25 protein-coding genes are annotated in these 23,740 nt (G+C 68.2%); 8 read left to right on the plus strand and 17 right to left on the minus strand.

Going from position 1 to position 23,740, the window contains the following annotated elements; translation table 11 throughout:
• Positions 1–14 precede the first annotated feature (14 nt).
• The 7 genes from Q0C57_RS11995 to leuC all read right to left on the minus strand — a co-directional run bounded on the left by Q0C57_RS11995 (position 15) and on the right by leuC (position 6,595).
• Positions 15–317: a cupin gene (locus Q0C57_RS11995; protein WP_296576661.1), complete on the minus strand. Its 303-nt coding sequence runs from the start codon at positions 315–317 to the stop codon at positions 15–17.
• Positions 314–772 (minus strand): hypothetical protein, encoded by a 459-nt coding sequence (locus Q0C57_RS12000; RefSeq protein WP_296576662.1) that lies wholly within the window; start codon positions 770–772, stop codon positions 314–316. The genes Q0C57_RS11995 and Q0C57_RS12000 overlap by 4 nt, the downstream gene beginning before the upstream one ends.
• 142 nt (positions 773–914) lie before the next feature.
• Positions 915–2,303, minus strand: coding sequence for a serine hydrolase (locus tag Q0C57_RS12005; protein WP_296576663.1), 1,389 nt, complete (start codon positions 2,301–2,303; stop codon positions 915–917).
• A 137-nt stretch (positions 2,304–2,440) separates the two neighbouring features.
• On the minus strand, positions 2,441–3,700 hold the full coding sequence (gene rlmN, locus Q0C57_RS12010) for a 23S rRNA (adenine(2503)-C(2))-methyltransferase RlmN (protein ID WP_296576664.1): 1,260 nt from the start codon (positions 3,698–3,700) through the stop codon (positions 2,441–2,443).
• 77 nt (positions 3,701–3,777) lie between these two features.
• Entirely contained in the window at positions 3,778–4,308 is a 531-nt protein-coding gene (locus Q0C57_RS12015) for an invasion associated locus B family protein (RefSeq protein WP_296576665.1), read from the minus strand.
• A complete protein-coding gene (locus Q0C57_RS12020; RefSeq protein WP_296576666.1) occupies positions 4,299–4,853 on the minus strand; it encodes an invasion associated locus B family protein in 555 nt (184 codons plus the stop codon). Before Q0C57_RS12020 ends, Q0C57_RS12015 begins: the two co-directional genes overlap by 10 nt.
• A gap of 332 nt (positions 4,854–5,185) precedes the next feature.
• On the minus strand, positions 5,186–6,595 hold the full coding sequence (gene leuC / locus Q0C57_RS12025; protein WP_296576667.1) for a 3-isopropylmalate dehydratase large subunit: 1,410 nt from the start codon (positions 6,593–6,595) through the stop codon (positions 5,186–5,188).
• Between the two features lie 142 nt (positions 6,596–6,737).
• On the opposite strand from leuC, the gene Q0C57_RS12030 reads away from it, so the two are divergent.
• The gene (locus Q0C57_RS12030; RefSeq protein ID WP_296576668.1) at positions 6,738–7,556 is read left to right on the plus strand and encodes an alpha/beta hydrolase; all 819 of its coding nucleotides are present in this window, start codon (positions 6,738–6,740) and stop codon (positions 7,554–7,556) included.
• On the opposite strand, the gene argF is transcribed toward Q0C57_RS12030, so the two are convergent.
• The 6 genes from argF to Q0C57_RS12060 all read right to left on the minus strand — a co-directional run bounded on the left by argF (position 7,553) and on the right by Q0C57_RS12060 (position 13,582).
• A complete protein-coding gene (gene argF, locus Q0C57_RS12035) occupies positions 7,553–8,470 on the minus strand; it encodes an ornithine carbamoyltransferase (protein WP_296576669.1) in 918 nt (305 codons plus the stop codon). The two genes, Q0C57_RS12030 and argF, sit on opposite strands and share 4 nt — an antisense overlap.
• The gene (locus Q0C57_RS12040) at positions 8,467–9,663 is read right to left on the minus strand and encodes an aspartate aminotransferase family protein (protein WP_296576670.1); all 1,197 of its coding nucleotides are present in this window, start codon (positions 9,661–9,663) and stop codon (positions 8,467–8,469) included. Before Q0C57_RS12040 ends, argF begins: the two co-directional genes overlap by 4 nt.
• A gap of 215 nt (positions 9,664–9,878) precedes the next feature.
• Positions 9,879–11,129 (minus strand): organoarsenical effux MFS transporter ArsJ, encoded by a 1,251-nt coding sequence (gene arsJ, locus Q0C57_RS12045; RefSeq protein ID WP_296576671.1) that lies wholly within the window; start codon positions 11,127–11,129, stop codon positions 9,879–9,881.
• The gene (locus Q0C57_RS12050) at positions 11,129–12,172 is read right to left on the minus strand and encodes an ArsJ-associated glyceraldehyde-3-phosphate dehydrogenase (protein ID WP_366937827.1); all 1,044 of its coding nucleotides are present in this window, start codon (positions 12,170–12,172) and stop codon (positions 11,129–11,131) included. Before Q0C57_RS12050 ends, arsJ begins: the two co-directional genes overlap by 1 nt.
• A gap of 29 nt (positions 12,173–12,201) precedes the next feature.
• Positions 12,202–12,555 (minus strand): metalloregulator ArsR/SmtB family transcription factor, encoded by a 354-nt coding sequence (locus Q0C57_RS12055; RefSeq protein WP_296576673.1) that lies wholly within the window; start codon positions 12,553–12,555, stop codon positions 12,202–12,204.
• A 52-nt stretch (positions 12,556–12,607) separates the two neighbouring features.
• Positions 12,608–13,582 (minus strand): alpha/beta hydrolase, encoded by a 975-nt coding sequence (locus Q0C57_RS12060; RefSeq protein WP_296576674.1) that lies wholly within the window; start codon positions 13,580–13,582, stop codon positions 12,608–12,610.
• Between the two features lie 400 nt (positions 13,583–13,982).
• Between Q0C57_RS12060 and Q0C57_RS12065 the strand changes: the two genes are divergently transcribed.
• Positions 13,983–14,516, plus strand: coding sequence for a GcrA family cell cycle regulator (locus Q0C57_RS12065; RefSeq protein ID WP_296576675.1), 534 nt, complete (start codon positions 13,983–13,985; stop codon positions 14,514–14,516).
• Positions 14,517–14,621: 105 nt separating this feature from the next.
• On the opposite strand, the gene Q0C57_RS12070 is transcribed toward Q0C57_RS12065, so the two are convergent.
• Positions 14,622–15,596 (minus strand): nickel/cobalt transporter, encoded by a 975-nt coding sequence (locus Q0C57_RS12070; RefSeq protein WP_296576676.1) that lies wholly within the window; start codon positions 15,594–15,596, stop codon positions 14,622–14,624.
• Positions 15,593–16,240, minus strand: a complete 648-nt coding sequence (locus Q0C57_RS12075; protein ID WP_296576677.1) for a DUF1007 family protein — start codon at positions 16,238–16,240, stop codon at positions 15,593–15,595. The genes Q0C57_RS12070 and Q0C57_RS12075 overlap by 4 nt, the downstream gene beginning before the upstream one ends.
• A gap of 192 nt (positions 16,241–16,432) precedes the next feature.
• Here Q0C57_RS12075 and Q0C57_RS12080 point away from each other — a divergent pair, with 192 nt between their 5' ends.
• The 3 genes from Q0C57_RS12080 to Q0C57_RS12090 all read left to right on the plus strand — a co-directional run bounded on the left by Q0C57_RS12080 (position 16,433) and on the right by Q0C57_RS12090 (position 19,182).
• Positions 16,433–17,665, plus strand: a complete 1,233-nt coding sequence (locus tag Q0C57_RS12080) for a M20 family metallo-hydrolase (RefSeq protein WP_296576678.1) — start codon at positions 16,433–16,435, stop codon at positions 17,663–17,665.
• 65 nt (positions 17,666–17,730) lie between these two features.
• Positions 17,731–18,537, plus strand: coding sequence for a 4-hydroxy-tetrahydrodipicolinate reductase (dapB, locus tag Q0C57_RS12085; protein WP_296576679.1), 807 nt, complete (start codon positions 17,731–17,733; stop codon positions 18,535–18,537).
• Between the two features lie 21 nt (positions 18,538–18,558).
• A complete protein-coding gene (locus Q0C57_RS12090; protein ID WP_296576680.1) occupies positions 18,559–19,182 on the plus strand; it encodes a 2,3-bisphosphoglycerate-dependent phosphoglycerate mutase in 624 nt (207 codons plus the stop codon).
• A gap of 14 nt (positions 19,183–19,196) precedes the next feature.
• On the opposite strand, the gene Q0C57_RS12095 is transcribed toward Q0C57_RS12090, so the two are convergent.
• On the minus strand, positions 19,197–19,679 hold the full coding sequence (locus Q0C57_RS12095) for a nuclear transport factor 2 family protein (protein ID WP_296576681.1): 483 nt from the start codon (positions 19,677–19,679) through the stop codon (positions 19,197–19,199).
• Positions 19,680–19,929: 250 nt separating this feature from the next.
• Between Q0C57_RS12095 and Q0C57_RS12100 the strand changes: the two genes are divergently transcribed.
• On the plus strand, positions 19,930–20,784 hold the full coding sequence (locus Q0C57_RS12100; RefSeq protein ID WP_296576682.1) for a transketolase: 855 nt from the start codon (positions 19,930–19,932) through the stop codon (positions 20,782–20,784).
• 10 nt (positions 20,785–20,794) lie between these two features.
• Positions 20,795–21,871, plus strand: coding sequence for a transketolase C-terminal domain-containing protein (locus Q0C57_RS12105; protein ID WP_296576683.1), 1,077 nt, complete (start codon positions 20,795–20,797; stop codon positions 21,869–21,871).
• Positions 21,872–22,075: 204 nt separating this feature from the next.
• Here the strand turns inward: Q0C57_RS12105 and Q0C57_RS12110 are convergent, their stop codons facing one another.
• Positions 22,076–23,047 (minus strand): phosphoribosylaminoimidazolesuccinocarboxamide synthase, encoded by a 972-nt coding sequence (locus tag Q0C57_RS12110; RefSeq protein WP_296576684.1) that lies wholly within the window; start codon positions 23,045–23,047, stop codon positions 22,076–22,078.
• Between the two features lie 150 nt (positions 23,048–23,197).
• Between Q0C57_RS12110 and Q0C57_RS12115 the strand changes: the two genes are divergently transcribed.
• Entirely contained in the window at positions 23,198–23,719 is a 522-nt protein-coding gene (locus tag Q0C57_RS12115; RefSeq protein WP_296576685.1) for a DedA family protein, read from the plus strand.
• Positions 23,720–23,740: the final 21 nt, after the last annotated feature.

Below are 23,740 nucleotides of genomic sequence, written 5' to 3' on the forward strand. Positions count from 1 at the left end.
GGGCAATACTGCCGTCAGGACGGCTTGATCTCGATCTCGATGAAGGCGAAGTCGCGGCCGGTGATGTTGACGATGTTGTGGTTGACGCCCTCCTTGCGGAAATAGGGCTCGTGGGTCTTCATCTCATATTCGCCCGAGGTGCCGTCGCCGAGCTCGGCGATCAGCCTGCCGTCGGAGAGCGGCACCACCACATAGTCCCAGCCATGGGTGTGCCAGCCGGTCTCGGCGCCGTCGGAAAAGTTCCAGCGCGTCACCTTGACCTTGTCGTTGTCGATGAGGAGTTGCGGGTCGGCGGGAGGACGGCAGGTGAAGGTCATGGATGGGTCCTTTCGATGCGCTGCAGGCCGGCGCTGCGGCCGGCCACGAACCAGTAGACGAGACCGCCGGCAAGGCCCGCCACCACCGCCACGAGGACTTTCGTGAGCGTGATGGACGGCTCATCGCCGAGGATGGGATCGGGGGCCTCCTGCGGCGCCCGGGCATAGACCCAGGCGAGGGAGGCGACGGCCCCCAGGAGACCGAGGCCAAGGTGAAAGGCAAGCGCCCGCCAGCGCATGGCTTCGGCGACGAACTGGATGAGCAGCAGCGGCCAGAACAGTCCGGCGGCCAGGAACGTGTAGAAGCCGATGGCCACGGCGCCGGCAACGAGATCCGGCATTCGCCCCTGGTTGAGGTCGAAGACGACGACGATGGCCGCCGCGAGCGCCAGGGCCAGCAGGAATCCGGCTGCAACGCGCAGGAGGCGCAGGGCGTAGAAGGCGAAGCGAGTCATGCCGACGAAACTAGTCGCCGCCGGCCGCGTGCGATAGCGGCCAGCGGCATGCCCGCCGTGCTCGGCGGGACATGAAGGGCCCGCTCCCCGCCGGGGAGAGGTGCCTGTCGCGATGCCCGGCCTGGCCGAAACGCCGGCGTCCTTACCTCACCACCGCCCCGTAGAGCAGGTTCTTGAACAGCATGCGCGTATGCACGCGATGCGACGGGCCCTGCGCCATCAGGATCCCGACGATGCCCTCGCGCGGATCGATGGTGAAGCTGGTGCCCCAGGCGCCGGCCCACATGGCGTCACCGGTCGAGCCCGGCGCCACCGCGAACCCGTCCTGCCGGCGCACGGCGAAGCCGAGGCCGAAGCCGTAGCCCGGACCGGTCGAGGCGGCCGTGGATCCGCCCATGCCAATGAGATGGTCGGCCAGCATGAACTCGACCCATTTCGTCGACAGAAGCCTGCGGCCCTCGAACTGGCCGCCGTTCAGGATCATCTGCGCAAACTTGAAATAGTCCTCGGCGGTGGAGACCATGCCGGCGCCGCCCTTGAAATACTGGCCGTGATCGGCCGGGTTCTCGAAGATGCGGTAGGCGGTCCACATGCCTGCCTTGGCCGGGTCGGAATCGAGCGCCTCGGCGAGGCGCGACCGGCGGCTCTCGGGAACGAACCAGCCGGTGTCGCGCATCTCCAGCGGATCGAGGATCATCTCCTTGATCAGCACGTCGAGCCGCTTGCCCGAAACCCTTTCGAGCAGCAGGCCGAGCACGTCCGTCGCGATCGAATAGTGGAAGGCCGTGGCCGGCTGGTGAACGAGCGGGATCTGGCCGAGACGGCGCAGCATCTCGTCGCCGGAGATATTGGCCGTGCGGGCCTCGATATTCTGGTCGTCGAGCAGCTGCTTGATCCGGGGAGACCGCTCCGAACCGGCATAGGTGAAGCCCGCCGTGTGGCGCAGCAGATCCTGCACGGTGATCGGGCGGGCGAGCGCGACGTCCTCGGTCGCGGTGGTGCCGTCGGCATTGCGCCGCTCGACCTGCACCTTCTGGTCCTTGAGTTCGGTAAGCCATGTGGCGATCGGGTCGGAGAGCTTCATCCGGCCCTGCTCGATCAGCATCACCGCCGCCGCCGAGACGATCGGCTTGGTCATCGAGGCCAGCATGAAGATCGTGTCGCGCGTCATCGGCTGCGTCTTGGCCGCATCGCGGAAGCCGTGCGCCTCGAAATGGATGATGCGGCCACGCCGGGCGATGAGGGTCACGGCGCCCGGGAACATGGCGCGGTCGGCCTGTTCGCGCATGACCGGACCGATGCGCGCCAGCCGCTCGCGCGAGAAGCCCATCACCGTATCCTCGCCGCGGCCGCGCCGGCCCTCACGGTCGGGGCGGCCCTGACCGCGATCGTCGCGCTCGAAGCGCCAGCCCTGTCCGGGACCCTGCCCGGGACCGGGCTGGGCGAAAACGGGGAAAGGCGTGGCGGCAAGACAGGAAAGAGCCAGGGCGAAGGCCCCGGCCCGCACGGGCGGCAGTCCTTGGAACGGCATGGGATCCTCCCGGGATCATGGTGGGCTCGGCCGGTCTTGTGTCGCCGGTTGTCGAAAGCTCACCACCCACCCGGAGGAGGGTCAAGCGCGTGCCTGCGGCGGCTGCCGCGCGGCATGCGCATGCGAGGGATAATGGCTCAGTCCACCATGCTCATGGCGCGGAAGGCGTCCTGCTCGGCCTTCGACATCAGCACCGCCTTGTCCTTGGCGCGCAGGCGCTCGGTCTCGCTCTTGAGCTGGCCGCAGGCGGCGAGAATGTCGCGACCGCGCGGGGTGCGCACCGGCGAGGAATAGCCGGCCTCGAAAACGACCTCGGAGAAGCGTTCGATCTGCTCCCAGTCCGAGCACTCGTATCGGGAGCCGGGCCAGGGATTGAACGGGATGAGGTTGATCTTGGCCGGGATGCCCTTCAGGAGCCGCACCAGCCGCCGCGCATCGTCGATGGAATCGTTGACGCCCTTCAGCATCACATATTCGAAGGTGATGCGGCGGGCATTGGACGCCCCGGGATAGTCGCGGCAGGCGTCGAGCAGTGCGGCGATCGGATATTTGCGGTTCAGCGGCACGAGTTCGTCGCGCAGGTCGTCGCGCACCGCATGCAGGGAGATGGCGAGGGCGACGCCCGTATCGGCGCCGACACGGCCGATCTCCGGCACGACGCCCGAGGTCGACAGCGTCACGCGGCGCTTGGAGAATTGCAGGCCGTCCGGGTCAAGAAGGGTGAGCAGCGCCCCGGTGACATTCTCGACATTGTAGAGCGGCTCGCCCATGCCCATGAAGACGATATTGGTGACGAAGCGCCCGCCGTCGGTCGGCACGAAGGCGCCCTCCGGCGGCTCGGCACCCGGCCAGTCGCCGAGCTGGTCGCGGGCGACGACCACCTGGGCAACGATCTCCGCGGCGGTGAGGTTGCGCACCAGCTTCTGCGTGCCCGTATGGCAGAAGGAGCAGGTCAGCGTGCAGCCGACCTGGCTCGAGATGCAGAGGGTGCCGCGGTCGCGGGTCGGGATATAGACCGTCTCGATCTCGTGCCACTTCTCGCCCGCCATGGAGGGCGGGATGCGCATCAGCCACTTGCGGGTGCCGTCCTGCGACACCTGTTCGGCGACGACCTCGGGTCGATCGAGCGTGTAGGTCTCCGCCAGCGCGGCGCGCAGGTGCTTGGAGACGTTGGACATCTCCTCGAAGGTCTTCGCCCCGCGCTGGTAGATCCAGCCCCAGAGCTGGGAGACGCGCATCCGTGCCTCGCGTCCCTCGATGCCGATGGCGGCCAGCGCCGCCTTCAGGTCGTCACGTCCCATGCCGACGAGCGAGGGCTTCGCCGGCAGGGCGCGGGGGCCGGAGGCGGCAGCGGGCTTCTCGACGGGGGCGGCATTCGCGGGATCGGGCGTCGGCATCGGGTCGGGTTTCCTGGCAAGCGCGGGCCTATAGCACGAAAGCCGCGCTTCACGCAGCCTTTCACGCGCCGGTCGCGTCAGCTGGTCGCCGGGGGGTCGGCGCATTCCCGGCCCGCCCGCGCCAGAGCCTCGGCGAACCCTGCGAGGGCATAGGTGTCGGTGGTTTCCTCCCCGAGGACCGACATCGACCGGATCTGCATGTGCGCGTTGCCCTGCATCGCCGCCACCAGCCGGGCCTCGTCGGCGAGATCCCCGATCCAGGCTCCGACGGCGTCACCGGCAAGCGGAAAGGTTTCGCCGCCGACCGACAGCATCGCTCCGGTGGTGACCTCGAAGCCGAACTCGACGGAGAACTCGTCACGGACCCGGTCGACCGGCCGGGTGGTGACGAAGACGAAGGCGGGGCCCCTCACCGCGCCTTCCGGCCGCCGCGCCTGCGGCCGGGCGGCGGCATAGCAGTGCCGGCCACGATTGGTCTCGGCGACGATGACGGACCAGTCGGCATGGCGGGCGACGGTGCGGGTGGTTCCGCTCGGGCGATCTTCGGCCGCGGCGAGGCCGATGCTGCAGGCGAGCGTCAGGAGGGCGCCTGCAGCCCTCAGCGGCATTCCTGCGCCACGCGGTCGAGCGCCTGGGCGAGACCGTTGAGCGAATAGGTGTCCGTCGTCACGTTGCCGCGACCCGAGGTCGACCTGACGGTGAGCTGCGAGCCGCCCCGCATCGCCTGGACGAGACGGCCCTCCTCGGCGGCATTCTTGATCCAGGCACCGTTGGCCTGGGTGTAGAGGGCGAAATTGGCGGTACCGATCGTCGCGGTCGCATCGCCGCGCAGCGGGAAGCCCAGGGTGAGCGAGACCTCGTTGCGGACGTTTTCGCCGGGCCGCGAGGTCAGGAAGAAGAAGGCGGGGTCGCGCTGCAGATTGGCGGGAGCGCGGGTCTTCGGCTGCGAGGCGGCGTAGCAGACCTTGCCGCGCTGGGTGCCGGAGGTGAAGACGCCCCAGTCACCGAACTGGGCCACCGCCGATCCCTGCTGGGCGCCGCCGGCGGCGGGACGGGCGGCCTGGGCCTGCTGCCGCTGCTGCGCACCGGCACTGGTGACGGTCAGGGCAACGGCCGAGAAGGCCAGGACGGAGAGGATTTTGTTGCAGCGCATCGCAATACTCGGCTCTGGAAACGGGCGAACGGGAACGGCGGCCCCGCCGGACTTGCCCCTTAGGTGTCGAAGATCAGGGTAAACAGGCGGTTAATTTGCGGGCGAATCCATGGCGAATAGCCCTTCGAACAGCACTTACCGACCCTGACGTCGCTCTCCTTGGGGTAACTTACGTCGAAACGGGGCAAGACTAGGGCGGAGGTCCGTCGCGGCCGGGCGCATGCTGAGTCGGGCCGGCCGCCGACGCGCCGGACAGCGCCGATGGTCCTGACCGGCTGCGAGGGTTGCTCTCACCCGGGACAGAGCCAGCCCGGGTGATCCGTCCGCAAAACTCAGCCCCAGGTCCTGATATCGACGAAGTGGCCTTCGATCGCCGCCGCCGCCGCCATGATCGGCGAGACCAGATGGGTGCGGCCCTTGTAGCCCTGACGCCCCTCGAAATTGCGGTTCGAAGTGGAGGCGCAGCGCTCGCCCGGCTGCAGCCGGTCGGGGTTCATGGCCAGGCACATGGAGCAGCCGGCCTCGCGCCATTCGAAGCCGCTCGCGATGAAGATCTTGTCGAGGCCTTCCTGCTCGGCCTGTTCCTTCACCAGGCCCGAGCCCGGCACGATCATCGCCGAGACCGTGGAGGCCACCTTCTTGTCGCGGACGACGCGGGCGACCTCGCGCAGGTCCTCGATGCGCGAATTGGTGCAGGAGCCGATGAACACCTTGTCGAGGCGGATGTCGGTGATCCTGGTGCCCGGCTTGAGGCCCATATAGTCGAGCGCGCGCCACTTGGAGCTGCGCTTGTTCTCGTCCTCGATCGCGTCCGGATCCGGCACGACACCGGCGATGGAGATGACGTCCTCGGGGCTGGTGCCCCAGGTGACGATCGGCGGCAGGGCATGGGCATCGAGCACCACGGTGCGGTCGAAATGCGCGCCCTCCTCGGAGTAGAGCGTCTCCCAGTATTTCTGGGCCATGTCCCAGGCCATGCCCTTGGGCGCCTTCGGCTTGCCCTTGAGATAGGCATAGGTCTTCTCGTCCGGCGCGATCAGGCCGGCGCGGGCGCCGCCCTCGATCGACATGTTGCAGATGGTCATGCGGCCTTCCATCGACAGCGCGCGGATCGCCTCGCCGGCATATTCGATGACCGAGCCGGTGCCGCCGGCCGTGCCGATCTCGCCGATGATGGCGAGGATGATGTCCTTGGCGGTGACGCCGTCCTTCAGCTGCCCGTCGACGCGGACGAGCATGTTCTTCGCCTTCTTCTGGATCAGCGTCTGGGTGGCGAGCACATGCTCGACCTCCGAGGTACCGATGCCATGAGCGAGGGCCCCGAAGGCGCCGTGGGTCGAGGTGTGGCTGTCGCCGCAGACGATGGTCGTGCCCGGCAGGGTGAAGCCCTGCTCCGGCCCGATGACGTGGACGATGCCCTGGCGGATGTCGGCCGCATCGTAATATTCGATGCCGAAATCCTTGGCGTTCTGGGCGAGGGCCTCCACCTGGGTGCGGCTCTCCTCGTCCTTGATGCCGAACTTGCGGTCCGGGGTCGTGGCGATGTTGTGGTCGACCACGGCCAGCGTCTTCTGCGGCGCCCGCACCTTGCGGCCGGTCGTGCGCAGCCCCTCGAAGGCCTGCGGGCTGGTCACCTCATGGACGAGATGGCGGTCGATATAGAGCAGGCAGGTGCCATCATCCTGCGTTTCGACCACATGGTCGTCCCAGATCTTGTCGTATAGCGTGCGCGGCGCGGCCATGGCGGACCTCCCGTTCTGAAAAGGTGGCGGGTCTCATAGCCTTGAATGGTTCCGGAGAGAAGAGGCGTCAAGCCGGACGCATGACAGGGCGGCGGAAGGGACCGGCGGCTGCGGCCACCGGCCAGGGGGAGGGAGCAAACGGATGACGCCGCCGCACCGCACCCCGGGCCTCGCCTCCCCGTCCCCGGAGATTCCGCCGCCGCCGCTGCGCTACCTGGCCATGGAACTGCGGTCCGTCGTGGAACTCGGGGAACTGGGTCTCCGGCACCGAACCCTCGGCGACACGCCACGCGGGGATGGCCATCCCGTTCTCGTCATCCCCGGCCTGATGTCGTCGGACCTGGCGTCGCTGCCGATGCGGCGCTTTCTCGCCCGCCGGGGCTATGCGGCCTATGGCTGGGGCTTCGGCATGAATCGCGGCCTGCGCGGCACGCTGGAGAGCGATCTCGCCGATCTGCTTGGCGCCATCGCCGGGCGCCATGGCCGCAAGGTCAGCCTCGTCGGCATCAGCCTCGGGGGCATCTATGCCCGCCAGCTCGCCAAGGTCTTCCCGCACCGGGTGCGTTCGGTCGTCACCCTCGGCAGCCCCTTCGCCGGCGGGCCCCGGTCGACCCATGGCTGGCGGGTCTATGAATGGGCCTGCGGCCGGTCCGTCGACACCCGCGACCAGCACATGGGCGGGCCGGTCCGCCCGCCGCCGCCCGTCCCGACCACCGCCATCTACAGCCGGACCGACGGCATCTGCGCCTGGCAGAGCTGTATCGAGCCCGGCGGACCGCTGGCGGAAAGCATCGAGGTGACCGGCAGCCATATCGGCCTGCCGCACAATCTCCAGGTCCTGCGGATCCTCGCCGACCGTCTTGCCCAGCCGGAGGGCGTGTTCAAGCGCTATCCGACCGCTGATCCCGTGGCCGAGGGCGAGGCCCGGACCGCGCCGGACCGGACCCATCCGGCGCGCTAGACCCCGAAGCACCAGGCCAGCACGCCCTTCTGCGCATGCAGGCGGTTCTCGGCCTCGTCGAAGACGACGGACTGGGGCCCGTCCATGACCTCGTCGGTGACCTCCTCGCCGCGGTGGGCGGGCAGGCAATGCATGAAGATGGCGTCGGAATTGGCTGCGCTCATCAGCTGCTTGTTGACCTGATAGGCCTTGAGGAGGTTGTGGCGGCGCCCGGCATCCTCGTCGCCCATCGACACCCAGCAATCCGTCACGATGCAGTCGGCGCGATCGGCCGCCTGGTAGGGATCGGAGGTCCAGGACACGTCGCCACCCTCGCGCTGGGCCGCGGCGATGACCTCGCGGCGGGGCGCCAGATCCTCGGGCGTCGCGATGTTGAGCTTGAAGCCGAAGCGCGGCGCGGCCTGGATCCAGGAAGCGAGCACATTGTTGGTGTCGCCGGCCCAGGCCACCGTCTTGCCGCGGATCGGGCCCTTCTTCTCCTCGAAGGTCATGATATCCGCCATGATCTGGCAGGGATGCGACAGCTTGGTCAGGCCGTTGATCACCGGCACCGTCGCCGCCTCGGCCAGTTCGCGCACCGCATTGTGGTCGAGCATGCGGATCATGATCGCGTCGACATAGCGCGACAGCACCTTCGCCGTGTCCGAGATGGTCTCGCCGCGGCCGAGCTGCATTTCCGCCCCGGTGAGCATGATCGTCTCGCCGCCGAGTTCGCGCATGCCCACGTCGAAGGAGACGCGCGTGCGGGTCGAGGGCCGCTCGAAGATCATCGCCAGCACCTTGCCGGCCAGCGGCCGGCCGGCCTCGGGCGTGCGGCGCACGCTCTTCAGCGCGCTGGCCTTTTGCAGAATGGCTTTCAGCTCGGCCCCGCCGAAATCGGCGAGGTCGACGAAATGACGGGGCGCATGGGTCACTCGGCCGCTCCCTTGACCATCTGCGCCTCGAGACTGATGGCCGCCTTGTCGAGCATGCCGACCGCCAGATCGATCTCCGCATCGGAGACCACCAGCGGCGGGATGAGACGGATGACATTGTCGCCCGCCGGCACGACGAGCAGACCGGCGCGCCGCGCCTCGGCCGTCACGTCGCCGTTGGGGACGACGCATTTGAGACCGGTGAGCAGGCCGGCGCCGCGCACGCCCTCGAAGACCTTGGGATGCTGGTCGACGAGGCCGGCGAGCTTCTGCTTGAACAGGAGGGCCTTGCGCTGCACCTCCGCGAGGAATCCGGGCGCGAGGACGACATCGAGCACGGCATTGCCCACCGCCGCCGCCAGCGGATTGCCGCCGAAGGTCGTGCCATGGGTGCCGGGGGTGAACACCGCGGCGCATTTCTCCACCGCCAGCACCGCACCCATGGGGAAGCCGCCGCCGATGCCCTTGGCGATCGCCATGATGTCAGGGGTGACGCCCGCCCATTCATGGGCGAAGAGCTTGCCGGTCCGGCCGACACCGGTCTGTACCTCGTCGAAGATCAGCAGCAGGCCATGGGTGTCGCAGAGCTCGCGCAGATAGCGCAGCTCCTCGTACGGCGCTTCGCGCAGGCCGCCCTCGCCCTGGATCGGCTCGATCATCAGCGCCGCCGTATCCGGGCCGATCATCGCCTCCAGTGCCGCATGGTCGCCGAAGGGCACCTGGTCGAAGCCTTCGACCTTCGGGCCGAAGCCCTCCAGATATTTCTTCTGGCCACCGGCGGCGATGGTCGCCAGCGTGCGGCCGTGGAAGGCGCCCTCGAAGGTGATGATGCGGTAGCGGTTCTCCTCGCCGCGGACGGCGTGGTACTTGCGCGCCATCTTGATGGCGCCCTCGTTGGCTTCCGCGCCCGAATTGCAGAACAGCACCGAGTCCGCGAAGGTCGCCTCGATCAGCCGCTTCGCCAGCCGCTCGGCCTCCGGCACATTGTGCAGGTTGGAGACGTGCCAGACCTTCTGGGCCTGCTGCACCAGCGCCTCGACGAGATGGGGGTGCGAATGTCCCAGGGAATTCACCGCGATTCCGGCGCCGAAATCGAGCACGCGTCGCCCGTCCGCCGTCACCAGCCAGCAGCCCTCGCCCCGCTCGAAGGCGAGTTCGGTCCGTGCATAGTTCGGCATCAGCGGCGTGATCACTTCGACCTCCCGTCGAAACTCCCGGAAACCCAGAAAAAAACGGCCGCCCCGAAGGGCGGCGCGCCGAATTCTATGCGATCAGGGGGGCGGAAAGTCAAGGTTCGCACCCTCCCCCGCATGCTGCGGCGCAGTGGTTCCGGCTAAGCTTCACAGGGGCTCGGCTATCGCCCGCGGCCCGCAAAGCCATGACGGGGTCGTGCGAAGCCGAAGGCCGGTCAGGAGGGCGGCACCTCGCGGGTCACCGGCAGGGCGAGCGTCACCAGCCAGCAGGCGGCGAGCATGGCGGCAGACCCCGCGAGGCAGCCGAGGATGCCGCCCGTCTGGAACAACAGTCCCGACAGCAGCGTGCCGGCGAAGCGGCCGGCGGCATTGGCCGCATAGTAGAAGCCGACATCCTCCGCCGCCTTCTCGGAGCCCGCATAGGCCAGGATGAGATAGGAATGGACGGAGGAATTGACCGCGAAGGCGAAGCCGAAGACGCAGAGCCCTGCGACGAGGACGAGGTCCGGCCGCGGCGGCTGGACGACGAGGCTCGCCGCGATGATCACCGGCACCAGCATGAGGCCGAACGACCAGAGCCGCGCGGCCGGAACCTCGGCGGACAGACCGTCCGGGCTGCGCTTGACCAGCGCCGGCGCCGCGGCCTGCACCAGGCCGTAGCCCACCGTCCAGACCGCGAGGAAGGCGCCGACCATCGCAAAGGTCCAGCCCGCGGCATAGAGGAAGACCGGCAGTCCCACCACGAACCAGACATCGCGGGCACCGAACAGGCCGATGCGCGCCGCCGCGAGCAGGTTGACGCCGCGGCTCTTGCCGAAGAGCTCGCGTGCCGTGCCGCTCGCCCTGGCCTTGCCCATCATCGGCGGGAGCGACAGCACGACGCCGATCAGCACCAGCCCGAGGGCCGCCGCCATCAGCCACAGCGCCAGGCGGAAGCCGAAGGCCTCGAGCAGCACGCCGCCGAGGAAGAAGCCGGCGCCCTTCATGGCGTTCTTCGAGCCGGTGAACCAGGCGACCCAGCGGAACAGCCGGCCGTCCGCGCCCTCTCCGGCGTTGCGCGCCTCCTTCTCCGTGACCTTGATGGCCGATTTCGAGGCGGTCTTCGTCAGGTCCTTGGCGACGCCGCAGATGCCCTGCGCGGCCACCACCCAGGCGACGAGGAAGGCCGCCTCCCAGCCCGGCGACATGGCCGAGAGCAGGAGAAAACCGGCGATCTGCGTCGAAAGGCCGACCGTCAGCATCCGCGTGATGCCATAGCGGGTGGCGAGCCACCCCCCGACGAAATTGGCGACGATACCGGCCGCCTCGTAGAGCAGGAACAGCAGCGCCAGTGTGAAGGGCGAATAGCCGAGCTTGAAGAAGGTGAAGAGGACGAGCATGCGCAGCGCGCCGTCCGTCAGCGTGAAGCCCCAATAGGCCGCCGTGACGATGGCATAGTTGCGCAGGCCGGCGGAGATCGCGGCCATCAGATCCCGATCCGGGCCATGTGGGTGGCGAGATCGACCATGCGGCAGGCATAGCCCATCTCGTTGTCGTACCAGGCATAGACCTTCAGCATGACGCCGTCGGTCACCAGGGTTGAAGGCCCGTCGACGATGGCCGAGCGGGTGTCGCGGGCATAGTCGGCCGAGACCAGCGGCAATGGCTCGAAGCCGAGAATGCCGGCCAGCGGTCCTGCCGCCGCCGCCTTGAAGAGATCGTTGACCTCGGCCGCACTGGTCGGCCGCTTCACCTGGAAGACGCAGTCCGTCAGCGAGGCGTTGAGCACCGGCGCACGCACCGCGTGGCCATCAAGCCGGCCCTTCAGTTCGGGATAGATCAGCGCGATGGCGGTGGCGCTGCCGGTGGTCGTCGGCTGCAGCGACAGCATGGCCGAGCGTGCCCGGCGCAGGTCCTTGTGCGGCGCGTCGACGACGACATTGGTATTGGTCGGGTCATGGATGGTGGTGATCTGGCCACGCTCGATGCCGATCGCCTCATGGACGACCTTCACCACCGGCGCGAGGCAGTTGGTGGTGCATGAGGCTGCCGTGACGATCGGATGTTTCGCCGGTTCATAGAGATGCTCGTTGACCCCGACGACGACATTGAGGACCGAGGGGTCCTTAACCGGAGCGGCAACAATGATGCGCTTGGCGCCGCGTTTCAGGTGCCCCTCCAGCGTCGCGGGGGTAAGAAACTTCCCCGTGCATTCCAGCACGACATCGACGCCGAGATCGCCCCAGGGAATATCGGCGGGCGCGGCATGGGCGGAAAAGCTCAGGCGCCTGCCGCCGATGGTCACGGCGTCCTCGCCGTCGGCGGCGATGGCGCCGCGCCAGCGCCCCTGGACGCTGTCGAATTCGAGCAGATGGGCCGTGGTGGCCGCGCCGCCCTTGATCTCGTTGAGATGGACGATGTCGAGCCGGTTGCCGGCGCGCGGATCATCGGCGCCGCGCCCCGCCGCCCCCATGGCCGCCCGCAGCGCCAGCCGCCCTATGCGGCCCATGCCGCTGATGCCGACCCGCAGCGCCGGGGTCGCCTGGTCGTCTCTGTCAGTCATGACACGTCCACTTTGGGAGAGCAGGGGGGCGTCAGGCCCCGGATGATCGGCACGCAGATCTCCGGCCGCCCGCCGCAGCAATCCTGCACCAGGTGCAGCGTCATGGCGCGGAAGCGATCGAGATCGGCGCGGTAGAGGATCGAGCGGCTGTGCCGCTCGCCATGGGCGAGGCCAGCCCGCACAAGCACGGCCAGATGGCTGGACAGGGTGTTCTGCGGCACGGCCAGCAGGGCGGCCAGTTCGCCGGCGGGGATGCCCGCGGGCTCGCGCGCCACCATCAGGCGGAAGGCGGCGAGCCGCGTCGGTTGGGCGAGGGCCGCCAAGGCCGCGATGGTTTCGCTATCATCCATATATCGGGAAATAACGAAATGATACGACGGGACCGTGACAGTCTCGGGTGTGTCAGGCCCAGCCCTGGTCCCTGAACCACGTCCCGAGGCTGGAGGCCACATCGGAATGCAGCGGTCCCGACAGGCCGGGATCGTCGGGACCGGATACTGGCTTCAGGTTGTGGCTGGCCCCTGCCAACAGCGCCACCCGGTAAGGCCGGCCCCGCTCCGCCGCCCTGCGGATGAGGGCCGCCTCCAGCGCCGGCACGTCGCGATCCGCGAGAACCTGGACGTCGGCGCTGCCGGACAGCACCAGGATCGGGCAGGGGCAGCGGCCGGCAAGGTCGGCCGGGTCACGGCTGGCAAATCCTTCCCAATAATGCCGGAGATAGGGCGGGTAGAGCGCGGCGAGTCCCGGATGGATGGCTTCGGGATAACCCTCTCCCGCGACCAGGCGCGCCAGGATGCGGTCGTTCTCTGCAAGGATCGCCACGACTGCCGTCTCCGGTGCCCCCTGCTGGCGCGCCAGCCTTGCGATCTGGTCGCGTAGGACGGCAGCGATCGGGCGCCCGGTTGTGGCGGCAAGGATCAGCATCGCCGGATGCGCAAGGCCGCCCGCGGCAAGGTCCAGTGCGATCAACCCGCCCTCGCTATGTCCCAGAATGCCAACACGGGCGCGATCGACCCCGGGCTGCCCGGCGAGCATGGCGAGGGACCGCTGCGCATCGCCGACGAACCTGTCCCAGCCCACGAACACCGCGAGGTCGGGCTCCGCCTTCGGCAGGCTCGCGGCAACGGCTCCCATGCCGCGCTTGTCACAACGCAGGCTGGCGATGCCGAAGCCAGCGAGCAGGTGTGCCAGATCCTTCAGGAGGTCGGTCACCAGATGCGGGCGCTGGTTGCCGTCGCGGTCGGTTGGCCCGCTGCCCTGGATCAGCAGCAAGGCGGGCGCGCGTCCGCCGCTGGCGGGCAAGGTCAGCGTTCCGGCGAGCGGCGCTCCCGCGGCGCCCTCCCAGGTCAGTTCGTTCTCGGTCGCCAGAAACGCCAAAGCGGCACCATCCTGCGCAGCGTAGGAACAGGTTCGACGCGCCTTTTGCGCCGCCGACCGGATACCAATCCCCATGCCGTTAAAAGATCCGGCAAGAGTGACTCAAAAACAACACCATCCTTAAGGTCTTGGTAAGACTCAACCATCGGTACGCCCCGGTCGCTGGCGGGGCTGTGGACGGATTCATCAGAGGCCCGACGCGCTTGGGGAAAACGAAAGCGAGATTCCCCGGACTCTTGCCGCCGATTCAATCAATAGCGTAGTGTCCGGCCGTCGGCATACGACATCTCGTGCGGCGGACCTTAGTGACAAGGTATTGGCAGTGCAACGACGCCTTTTGCGAGGCGGCGAGCGCTTGCGGATTCCGGCGGCCCGCAGCCTTCCAGGAGGAGACAGGAACATGCAGCAGTTGCAGTGGACCGACGAGCGGGTGGAGCTCCTCAAGAAGCTCTGGAACGACGGTCTGAGCGCCAGCCAGATCGCCGGCGAGCTCGGCCAGGTGACCCGCAATGCCGTCATCGGCAAGGTCCATCGTCTCGGCCTGTCGGGCCGCGCCAAGGCCCCCTCCTCCAGCACCCCCCGCGCCCGCAAGGCGCCGCGCACGGCCCCCTCCGCCCCGCCGCGTCCGTCCATGCCCGCCTCGCGCTCCAACCTCGCCTTCAAGCCCCGCCCGGCGCCGGACCTGGTGCCGGAATCGGAAGTGGCGCGGCTGCCCGAGGTCGACAATGTCGTGCCCATGGGCGAGCGCTGCACCATCATGGAGCTGAAGGAATATTCCTGCCGCTGGCCGATCGGCGAGCCCGGCAAGGACGATTTCCGCTATTGCGGCGCCCGCTCCGGCACCGGCATTCCCTATTGCGCCTATCACGCCCGCATCGCCTATCAGCCGGTCGCCGACCGCCGCCGCGACCGCAAGCAGGTGGGTGGGCGCTGACGGGCTGAACCCTTGAGGCGGCGGGCCTTGCACGACCCAAGAAAAGCGATGAACCCCAACGAGCCCTCTCCCCTCCGGAGAGGGCTTTTTTCTTGGGCCGCGCCGTCAGAACGGCATCATGCGCTCGACCACGAGATAGCCGCTCAACAGGCCGATGCCGAAGAAGACGACCACGCCGGCGGCGGCGAGTTCGGCAGCGCTCAAGAACAGCGTCGCCATGCCGGTCCGCGCCGCGGCGAGGCGCACCGCGAGCCCCTTGGCCCCCGAGGCGAGCGCCGCGATGGCCGCGACCGTGATGGCCGTGCCGACGGCCATGGCGAAGGTCGCGGCGACACCCGCCTGCACGATGCCCTGAGACAGCGCGAAGACCAGGATGAGCACGGCGCCGGTGCAGGGCCGCAGCCCGACGCTGACGATCACCGCCAGCGCCTCGCGCCAGGACTGGATGCGGGCCACCTGTTCGGCGGCCGGCAGATGGACGCAATTGTCGTCGCAGCCCATGCCCGCCACCGGCCGGTTGAGGCGCCAGGAGGCGAGGCGCGCGAGGAAGGCCCGCCCCTTCTGCCAGGTCAGCCGCAGGCCGATGACGATGATCAGTCCGTAGGCGACGATCTCCACCCAGTTGACCACCCGGCTCATGGTGCGCGCCGTGACGCCGAGGATCGCCGCGAGGAACCCCACGAGGGCGATGGCGGTCAGCGCCTGGACCAGCGAGGACAGCGCCGCCAGCGCCACGCCGCGCCGGATGGTGGCGCCGTTGGCGACGATATAGGACGAGATCACCGCCTTGCCGTGGCCGGGACCGGCGGCATGGAAGACCCCGTAGAGGAAGGACAGCCCCACCAGCGTCCAGAGGGCGCCGGCCTGTCCCGTCCGGATGCCGCGCACCGCCGCCGACAGCTGCCGGTAGAATTGCGCCTGCTGCTCGATGATCCAGCCGAAGGGACCGCCGGGAGCAGGCGGCCTTGCGCCGCCGAAGGCCGACGGCGGCGCCTGCGCCAGGGCCGGCGCGAGGGCCCAAAGGCCACCGACGACGATCAATGCGGCGAGGACCGCGGCCGCACGGCGCCCTGGCGTCACGGGCAATTCACCGTGAAGCGTCCGGCAAATTGCTGGCCAAAGTTCGAATTGGCGCCGAGCGCCTGGAAGAAGCTCTCCGAAAGCGTGCCCACGGCGAGATTGCTGCCCTTGGGCGGCGTGTAGTCGAGCCGGCAGCCGGCGGGGGCCGCCATGAGGCGCATCGGCTCGCCGTCGGCCGGAACGAAGGCGACGAAATAGTCGGGATCATAGACCTCGACGGTCAGCGGCCGGCCCGCTGCCCGGAACGGGGTCACCAGCGGCACGGTGAAATGCAGCCGGAGCTTGCCGCCGACCACCTCGGACCAGGCATCGCGCACGGCGCCGAAGGAGACGAAGCGCCGCTCGTGGCGCAGCACGGTGAAGAACTTCTGCTGTCCCAGATGCTCGACATTGACCTGGGTGAGCTCGGCGAGCTCCTCGCGGCTGAACTGGCCATCGCGGTTCTTGTCGAGGCCCTGGGTGGCGAAGCTCGAATACATTTCGTCGAAGGTCCAGACATGCTGGAAGGCCGTCACCTGTCCGCCGGCGTCATGCAGCAGCAGCGTTTCGGTCTCCACCTGCACATGCGGATGGGCGGCGGCGGGCCGGGACGCGGCACCCGCCAGGGCCAGGACGCAGAGGGCGAGGAGACGGAGTGACGGCACGGCGAACCCTGTTGTTCGGTCACACCAGTGATAAGGCGGGGAAGACGGCCAAGATATGGCGGCCGTCATGGTTAACGCGGGGTTGAGATCGGTTGCGAGCGCACGACCTGTGCGTCGGCCCGTCTTGCTCGGCGCGGTGGCCGGTGGAATGGTCGCGTCTCCTGATCGCCTGATATCGCCGCGAGGACCACCATGCGCGCCAACCTGACCATCGACAGCCGCCGGCTCTGGGACATGCTGATGGAGACGGCGGCGATCGGCGGCACCCCCAAGGGCGGCATCAGGCGCCTGTCGCTGTCCGACGAGGACCGCCGCGTGCGCGACTGGTTCCGCCGGGAATGCGAGGCCCTCGGCTGCACGGTGCATCTCGACACCGCCGGCAACATGTTCGCCCTGCGCCCCGGCAAGGACATGACGAAGAAGCCCATCGCCATGGGCAGCCATCTCGACACCCAGCCGACCGGCGGCAAGTTCGACGGCATCCTCGGCGTGCTCGGCGGCCTCGAAGTGCTGAAGACCCTGCACCAGGCCGGCTACGAGACCAATGCGCCGCTGTGCCTGGTCAACTGGACCAACGAGGAGGGCGCCCGCTTCTCCCCCTCCATGGTCGGCTCGGCCGTCTATGCCGGCGCCTACAGCCAGGCGCAGATGGATGCGGTGACTGACAAGGACGGCATCACCCAGGGCGCGGCGCTGGAGGCCATCGGCTATCGCGGCAGCGACAGGCCCGGCGCCCTCGCCTTCCAGGCCTATTTCGAGATCCATATCGAGCAGGGCCCCATCCTCGACGAGGAGGACCTCTCGGTCGGCATCGTCACCGGCATCCAGGCCATCAAGTGGTTCAACTGCACCATCACCGGGCGGGAGAGCCATGCCGGCACCACGCCCATGGCCTATCGCCGCGACGCGCTCGCCGCTTTCGCCGAGGCGGCCGGCGAGATCCGGCAGATCGCCATCGACCACGGCGGCCTCGCCACCATCGGCATCGTCTCCGCCTATCCCGGCTCGCCCAACATCATCCCCGGCGAGATGCGCTTCACCCTCGACATGCGCCACCATGCGGACGCGGTGCTCCAGACCATGGTGACCGCCGCCAAGGCGGCCATCGCCGCGGCGGCGACGCGCCATCACGCCACCCACGACGTCCAGCCGCTGCAGGATTCGCCGGCCCAGCCCTTCGATCCCGCCTGCATCGCCGTGGTGAGGGCCGCGACGGAGAAACTCGGCCTACCCGCGCGCGAGATCACCTCCGGCGCCGGCCACGACGCCATGTATACGGCGCGCGTCTGCCCGACCACGATGATCTTCGTGCGCTGTGCCGAGGGCCTCAGCCACAACGAGGCGGAAAGCGCCACGCTCGAGGATTGCGGCAACGGCGCCCAGGTCCTGCTCGAGGCGGTGCTCGCCTATGATGCGCGGGGCTGACCCCGCGCTTTCCATCGCGGAGCGCTGCTGCTAGACCGCGCCAGCAGCGACCAAGAGGTCATTCCATGTCGGACATGCGCGTCGTCATCGCCGGGGCGGCCGGCCATATGGGCCGGGTTCTCGTGCGTCTCGTCCAGGAGACGGCGGGCTTGAAGCTGGTTGGCGCCATCGAGCCGGCGGGGCATGTCGCCATCGGCGAGGATGCCGGTCTGCTCGCCGGCGTCGGCCGGACCCTGGTTCCGGTCTCGTCCGACACCGACGCGGCCCTGGCCCAGGCCGACGGCATCATCGATTTCACCATCCCGCGCGTCTCGGTCGACATTGCCGGCATGGCCGCCAAGCATCGCAAGGTCCATGTCTGCGGGACGACGGGCTTCTCCCAGGCGGAGAACGACGCCATCGCCTCGTCCGCTCGCATCGGCACCATCGTCAAGTCGGGCAATTTTTCCCTTGGCGTGAACCTCCTTGCCGCGCTGGTGAAGCGGGCCGCCGAGGCCCTCGACGAGGATTTCGACATCGAGATCGTCGAGATGCACCACAACCGCAAGATCGACGCCCCCTCGGGCACGGCGCTGATGTTCGGCGAAGCGGCGGCCAGCGGCCGCAGCATTGACCTAGCCGCCCGGTCCGATCGCGGCCGCGACGGCCAGACCGGCGCGCGCCGGCGCGGTGACATCGGCTTCGCCGCCCTGCGCGGTGGATCGGTCGTCGGCGAACACTCGGTGATCTTCGCCGGCCCCGCCGAGCGCATCGTCATGAGCCATCTCGCCGAGGACCGCGCGCTCTTCGCCCGCGGCGCGCTCAAGGCCGCGCTCTGGGCGCAGGGCAAGCCTGCCGGCCTCTATTCCATGGCCGATGTCCTCGGCCTCTGACCCCTGACAGGATCGCACATCATGACCGAACGGCTTCTCGTGCTCACCCGCCATGGCGAGAGCGAGTGGAACCTGAAGAACCTCTTCACCGGCTGGAAGGATCCGGGCCTGACGGCGAAGGGTGTCGAGGAGGCCAGGACCGCCGGCCGCGGCCTCAAGGCGCTCGGCCTGACCTTCGACGTCGCCTATACCTCGGCCCTGACCCGCGCCCAGGACACGCTGAAGCTGATCCTCGACGAGATCGGCCAGCCCGGCCTGCCGACCATCCGCGACTTCCGCCTCAACGAGCGCGACTACGGTGATCTCTCCGGCCTCAACAAGGCCGAGACGGCGGCCAAATACGGCGACGAGCAGGTCCATATCTGGCGCCGCTCCTACGACGTGCCGCCGCCGGGCGGCGAGAGCCTGAAGGACACGGTGGCGCGCGTCCTGCCCTATTACGTCGCCGAGATCCTGCCGCGGGTGATGCGCGGCGAGCGCGTGCTGGTCGCCGCCCACGGCAATTCGCTGCGCGCACTTGCCATGGTCCTCGATCGCCTCGACGAGAAGACCATCTCGATGCTGGAACTGAAGACCGGCGTGCCGCTGATCTACCGCCTCAACGCCGATACCACGGTCGCATCGAAGCAGGTGCTGGAAGGCTAGGTCGGCTGGCGCCCCTACGACACCTTGAGTCCGGCCTGGAGCACGGGTGCCCGCGAATCGGCTGGCGCAACCTGCGCCCGGCCGGTGGTGATCGCCATGGAAGCGGAATCATAGAAGCATCGCATGCTCTGGATCAGCCGGCCGCGGAAGCGGACGAGATCACAGCGTTCGCTGTCGATCACCCGGCCGTTCGCCCGGAACATGAGCGAGGAATGCCAGTGCACGAAGGCGTCGTCCCCCTTGGCAACGATCTTCTCGATCAGGAATTCGCGCACCTCGAAAACCCTGTGGAAATGGCCCAGCACCTCGGTCAGGCCGGCAATGCCGATGCGCAGGCCGGCATGGGGGTTCAGCACCGGATTGCCGACCAGGGTGAACTCGCAATCCTCGCAGAACAGCGAGGCGAGGGCGAGCGTGTCGCCGCGCGCCCAGGCCGAATAGCCGACCTTCAGCTTCTGTTCGAGAGCAATATCGTCGGTGACGAGATGCAGCGTCATGACGTGCCTTATGCACAATAGTTCTTGCGATTTTATGGTGGCTGTCCGCGGCAAATCAACGGCGGCCGCGGAGGATGTTGATGACGCGGCGACGGTCCCGCCGACAGGCGATGGCGTTCTTGCGGAGGCCCGACGGACACAGGACCTGGACTGGCGGGCAGGAGGTGGAAGGCGAGGCTTGCAGGGTCCCGCGCTTATGACCTAGGCTCTCTCATAAATCGATTAAAAAGACCAGCCTGGGAGAAATGCCATGCCGTCGCGCGCCGTGCGCAACGTCGACCGCTCGCTCATTCGCGACAAGGCCAGGCTCATCCGCCGCGAGACCGTGCGGCTGACCGACATCTGCGGCTCCGGCCATTACGGCTCGTCCTTCTCCATGGCCGAGATCGTCGCGCTGCTCTATTATCAGCTTCTCCATGTGAAGGCCGGGGATCCCCGCTGGGCCGACCGCGACCGCTTCACCATGGGCAAGGGCCATGCCGCCATCGGCCTCTTCCCGGTGCTCGCCGATCTCGGCTTCTTCCCCACCGAATGGCTCGACACCTACAGCCGCATGGGCTCCTTCCTCGGCGACCACCCCGAGATGAAGAAGGTTCCCGGCATCGATTTCTCGTCGGGATCCATCGGCCACAACCTCTCGGTTTCCGTCGGCATGGCGCTCGGCGCCCGGCTGAAGGGCTCGCCCGCCCGCGCTGTCTGCCTCATGGGCGATGGCGAGATGAATGAGGGCCAGATCTGGGAGGCGGCGCAGGCCGGCGCCCATTACGGCCTCGACAACCTGATCGGCATTGTCGACATCAACGGCGCCGGCTCCGACGGCGACCCGCAGCAGACGCTGCGCTCCGAGCCCCTCAAGGACAAGTGGGAAGCCTTCGGCTGGAACACCATCGTCCTGAAGGACGGCCACGACATCGACGCGACCTTCGACGCGCTGAACCGGGCGCTAAATGCCCCGGACGGCCGCCCGGCCTGTGTCCTCGCCTATACGGTCGCCGGCAAGGGCGTCTCCTTCATGGAAGGCACCTGGCAATGGCATCTCGGCTTCCTCGGGCCGAAGGACATCGAGCGTGCCTATGCCGAGATCGAAGCCGGCGAGATCGGGTGAGGAGACGGGCATGAGCCAGAGCGACAGATACCGCGCCAATCCCCCCGCCCCCGGCATGGCCTACATGTCGGCCGAGCTGAAGAAGACCATCGACCTCTCCGAATCGACCGTCACCGACGATTTCGACGAGCGCTCCTGGGACATGGTCGTCTCCCTCGGCCTGTCCCGGCAGCTGACGACCGGCAGGACCCTGATCGAACTCGCCGAGGCCGGCCATGACGACATTGTCGTCTGCACCGCCGATCTCGGCCGGCCGACCCAGGTCATCGGCTTCGGCCAGGCCTATCCGGACCGTTATTTCAACTTCGGCATTGCCGAGCGCAACATGATCGGCGCCGCCGCCGGCCTCGCCACCATGGGCCTGACGCCGGTCATCTCGAATTACTCGTTCTTCCTCGCCCTGATGGGCGTCGAGAACATCCGCAACGACATCTGCTACACCAACCTGCCGGTGAAGATGGTCGGCACCCATTCCGGCATCGCCATGGGCTTCTACGGCACCTCGCACCATTGCTGCGAGGATATCGGGGCGCTGCGCGCCATTCCCAACCTGACGCTGATGGCGCCCTGCGACGGCCATGCCCTGTCCTCGGCGCTGCGGACCAATATCAAACATCCCGCCCCGATCTATTTCCGCGCCGGCCGCGGCCGCGAGGCCGTCGTCTACGACAGGGAATTCGACTTCCGCATCGGCGGGTCCAACACCCTGCGCGACGGGCGCCACGCCACGGTGCTCGCCATCGGCAATCTGGTGAAGGCAGGCCTCGACGCCCACGACATCCTGAAAGCCGAGGGGATCGAGATCACCGTCGTCGACATGTATTCGATCCGGCCGCTCGACCTCGAGGCGGTGCGCGCCGCCGCGAAGCGCGGCCCGATCATCTCGGCGGAGGAGGCGAACGTCACCGGCGGCTTCGGCGCGGCCATCGCCGAGGTCATCGCCGAGGAGGGGCTCGGCACCCGCCTGACCAAGGTCGGCATGCCCGATGCCTATGCGGTGCTCGGCCCGCCGACCCACCTCTACCGCCACTATGGGCTCGACGGCGAGGGCGTCGCCGCGGCGGTGCGCAAGGCGCTGAAGGCTTGAGCTGAAAGCTCAGGGCCTCTGGGGGAATGGCCCCACCCGCACCCTCCCCGCGCTGCGCGCGGAGTGGGGACTTCGACGACGGGCGAGTCCCTGAGACGGTCGTGCCTGGCCCCACCGCCGTCGAACGGGCCGGGACGCAAAGGTCCCCCTCCCATCGCGGAGCGAGGGGAGGGTGCGGGTGGGGCATTTCCAGCCCCTCGCCCCTCAGAAATACCCGGCGAGGTTTTTCCGGATCCGGTCGATCACCCGACCCGCCTCGGGGCGGATGTCGAAGCGCTGGCCGGTGATGGTCTCGAAGGCCTCGATATAGACCGCGGCCGTGGCCACGATCACGTCGGCGGGGATTTCCGGGATGGCGTCCTTGTAGGGATCGCAGCGCGCCACGACCCAGTTGCGCACGAAGTCCTTGTCGAAGCTCTCGGGCTTCTCGCCCGCGGCGAACCGCGCGGGATAGCTGTCGGCCTTCCAGTAGCGGCTCGAATCCGGCGTATGAATCTCGTCCGCCAGCACGATGCGGCCGTCGCGGTCGGTGCCGAACTCGTACTTCGTGTCGACGAGAATGAGGCCGCGCTCGGCGGCGCGCTTCTGGCCCCGCGCGAACAGGGCGAAGGCATAGGTTGTCAGAGTCTGCCACTGCGCAGGGGTGACCAGCTTCTGGTCGAGGATCTGTTCCGGCGACAGCGGCGCGTCATGGCCCCCGTCGAAAGCCTTCGACGTCGGCGTGATGATCGGCTGCGGCAGGCGCTGGTTGTCCTTCAGCCCGTCGGGAAGGGTGATGCCGTACATCTGCCGCTCGCCCTTCTTGTACAGCGTCAGGACGGAGGTGCCGGTGGTGCCGGCGAGATAGTCGCGCACGACGATCTCGACGGGCAGGATGTTGAGGCGCTGGCCCACCACCACGTTCGGGTCGGGATAGGAGAGGACATGGTTCGGACAGATGTCCGCCGTCTCCTCGAACCAGTAGCGTGCCGTCTGGGTCAGCACCTCGCCCTTGAAGGGGATCGCCGCGAGAATGCGGTCGAAGGCGCTGATGCGGTCCGTGGCGATGATGACGCGGCTGCCGTCGGGCAGGTCGTAATTGTCGCGCACCTTGCCGCGGTAGTGGTTGGGCAGTTCGGGGATGGTCGCGTCGTCGAGGACGCGATGGGCGTTCGCCCTCAGCTTCACCAGATCCATGGCCGTCGATCTCCCCGCGAACCGGTCCCTCCTTATCGTCTCGGCGGGGCCGGCGTCGACGCCCGAGACCAATTGTCCACCGCCGACGGCTTGACCGGGGGGGCGTCATCGTCTTCGCTCCGGCGTCGCTCTTTCCCAAGCGTGAGATGTATGGAAGCCTACGTCACCCCGGTCATCGAGTTCGTCAAAGCCAACCAGGCTTGGGCTCCCGCCATCATCTTCGCGCTGTGCTTCGCCGAGTCCCTGGCGGTGCTGTCGCTGGTCGTTCCGGCCTGGGCGATGATCGTCGCCTTCGGCCCGCTGATCGGATCGGCCGGCATCCCCTTCTGGCCGATCCTGGCGGCGGCCGTCCTCGGTGCGACGCTGGGCGATGCCGTCTCCTACTGGTTCGGCTATGTCTTCAAGGACCGTATCGCCAAGATCTGGCCGCTCTCCCGGCATCCGGAAATCCTGCCCAAGGGCCAGGCCTTCTTCGACAAATGGGGCGTCTGGGCGATCTTCATCGGCCGCTTCTCGGGACCGCTGCGCGCCTCCGTTCCGCTGGTGGCGGGGATGCTCGCCATGCCGCAATGGAAATTCCAGATCGCCAATGTCCTCTCGGCCATTCTCTGGGCGGGCGCCCTGCTGGCGCCCGGCAACATGCTCGGCCAATATCTGAAGGTCCTGCACTGACCGGCTTCCCGATGGCAGGCA

It is taken from the genome of Phreatobacter sp. (genome assembly GCF_022843985.1).
GTDB lineage: Bacteria > Pseudomonadota > Alphaproteobacteria > Rhizobiales > Phreatobacteraceae > Phreatobacter.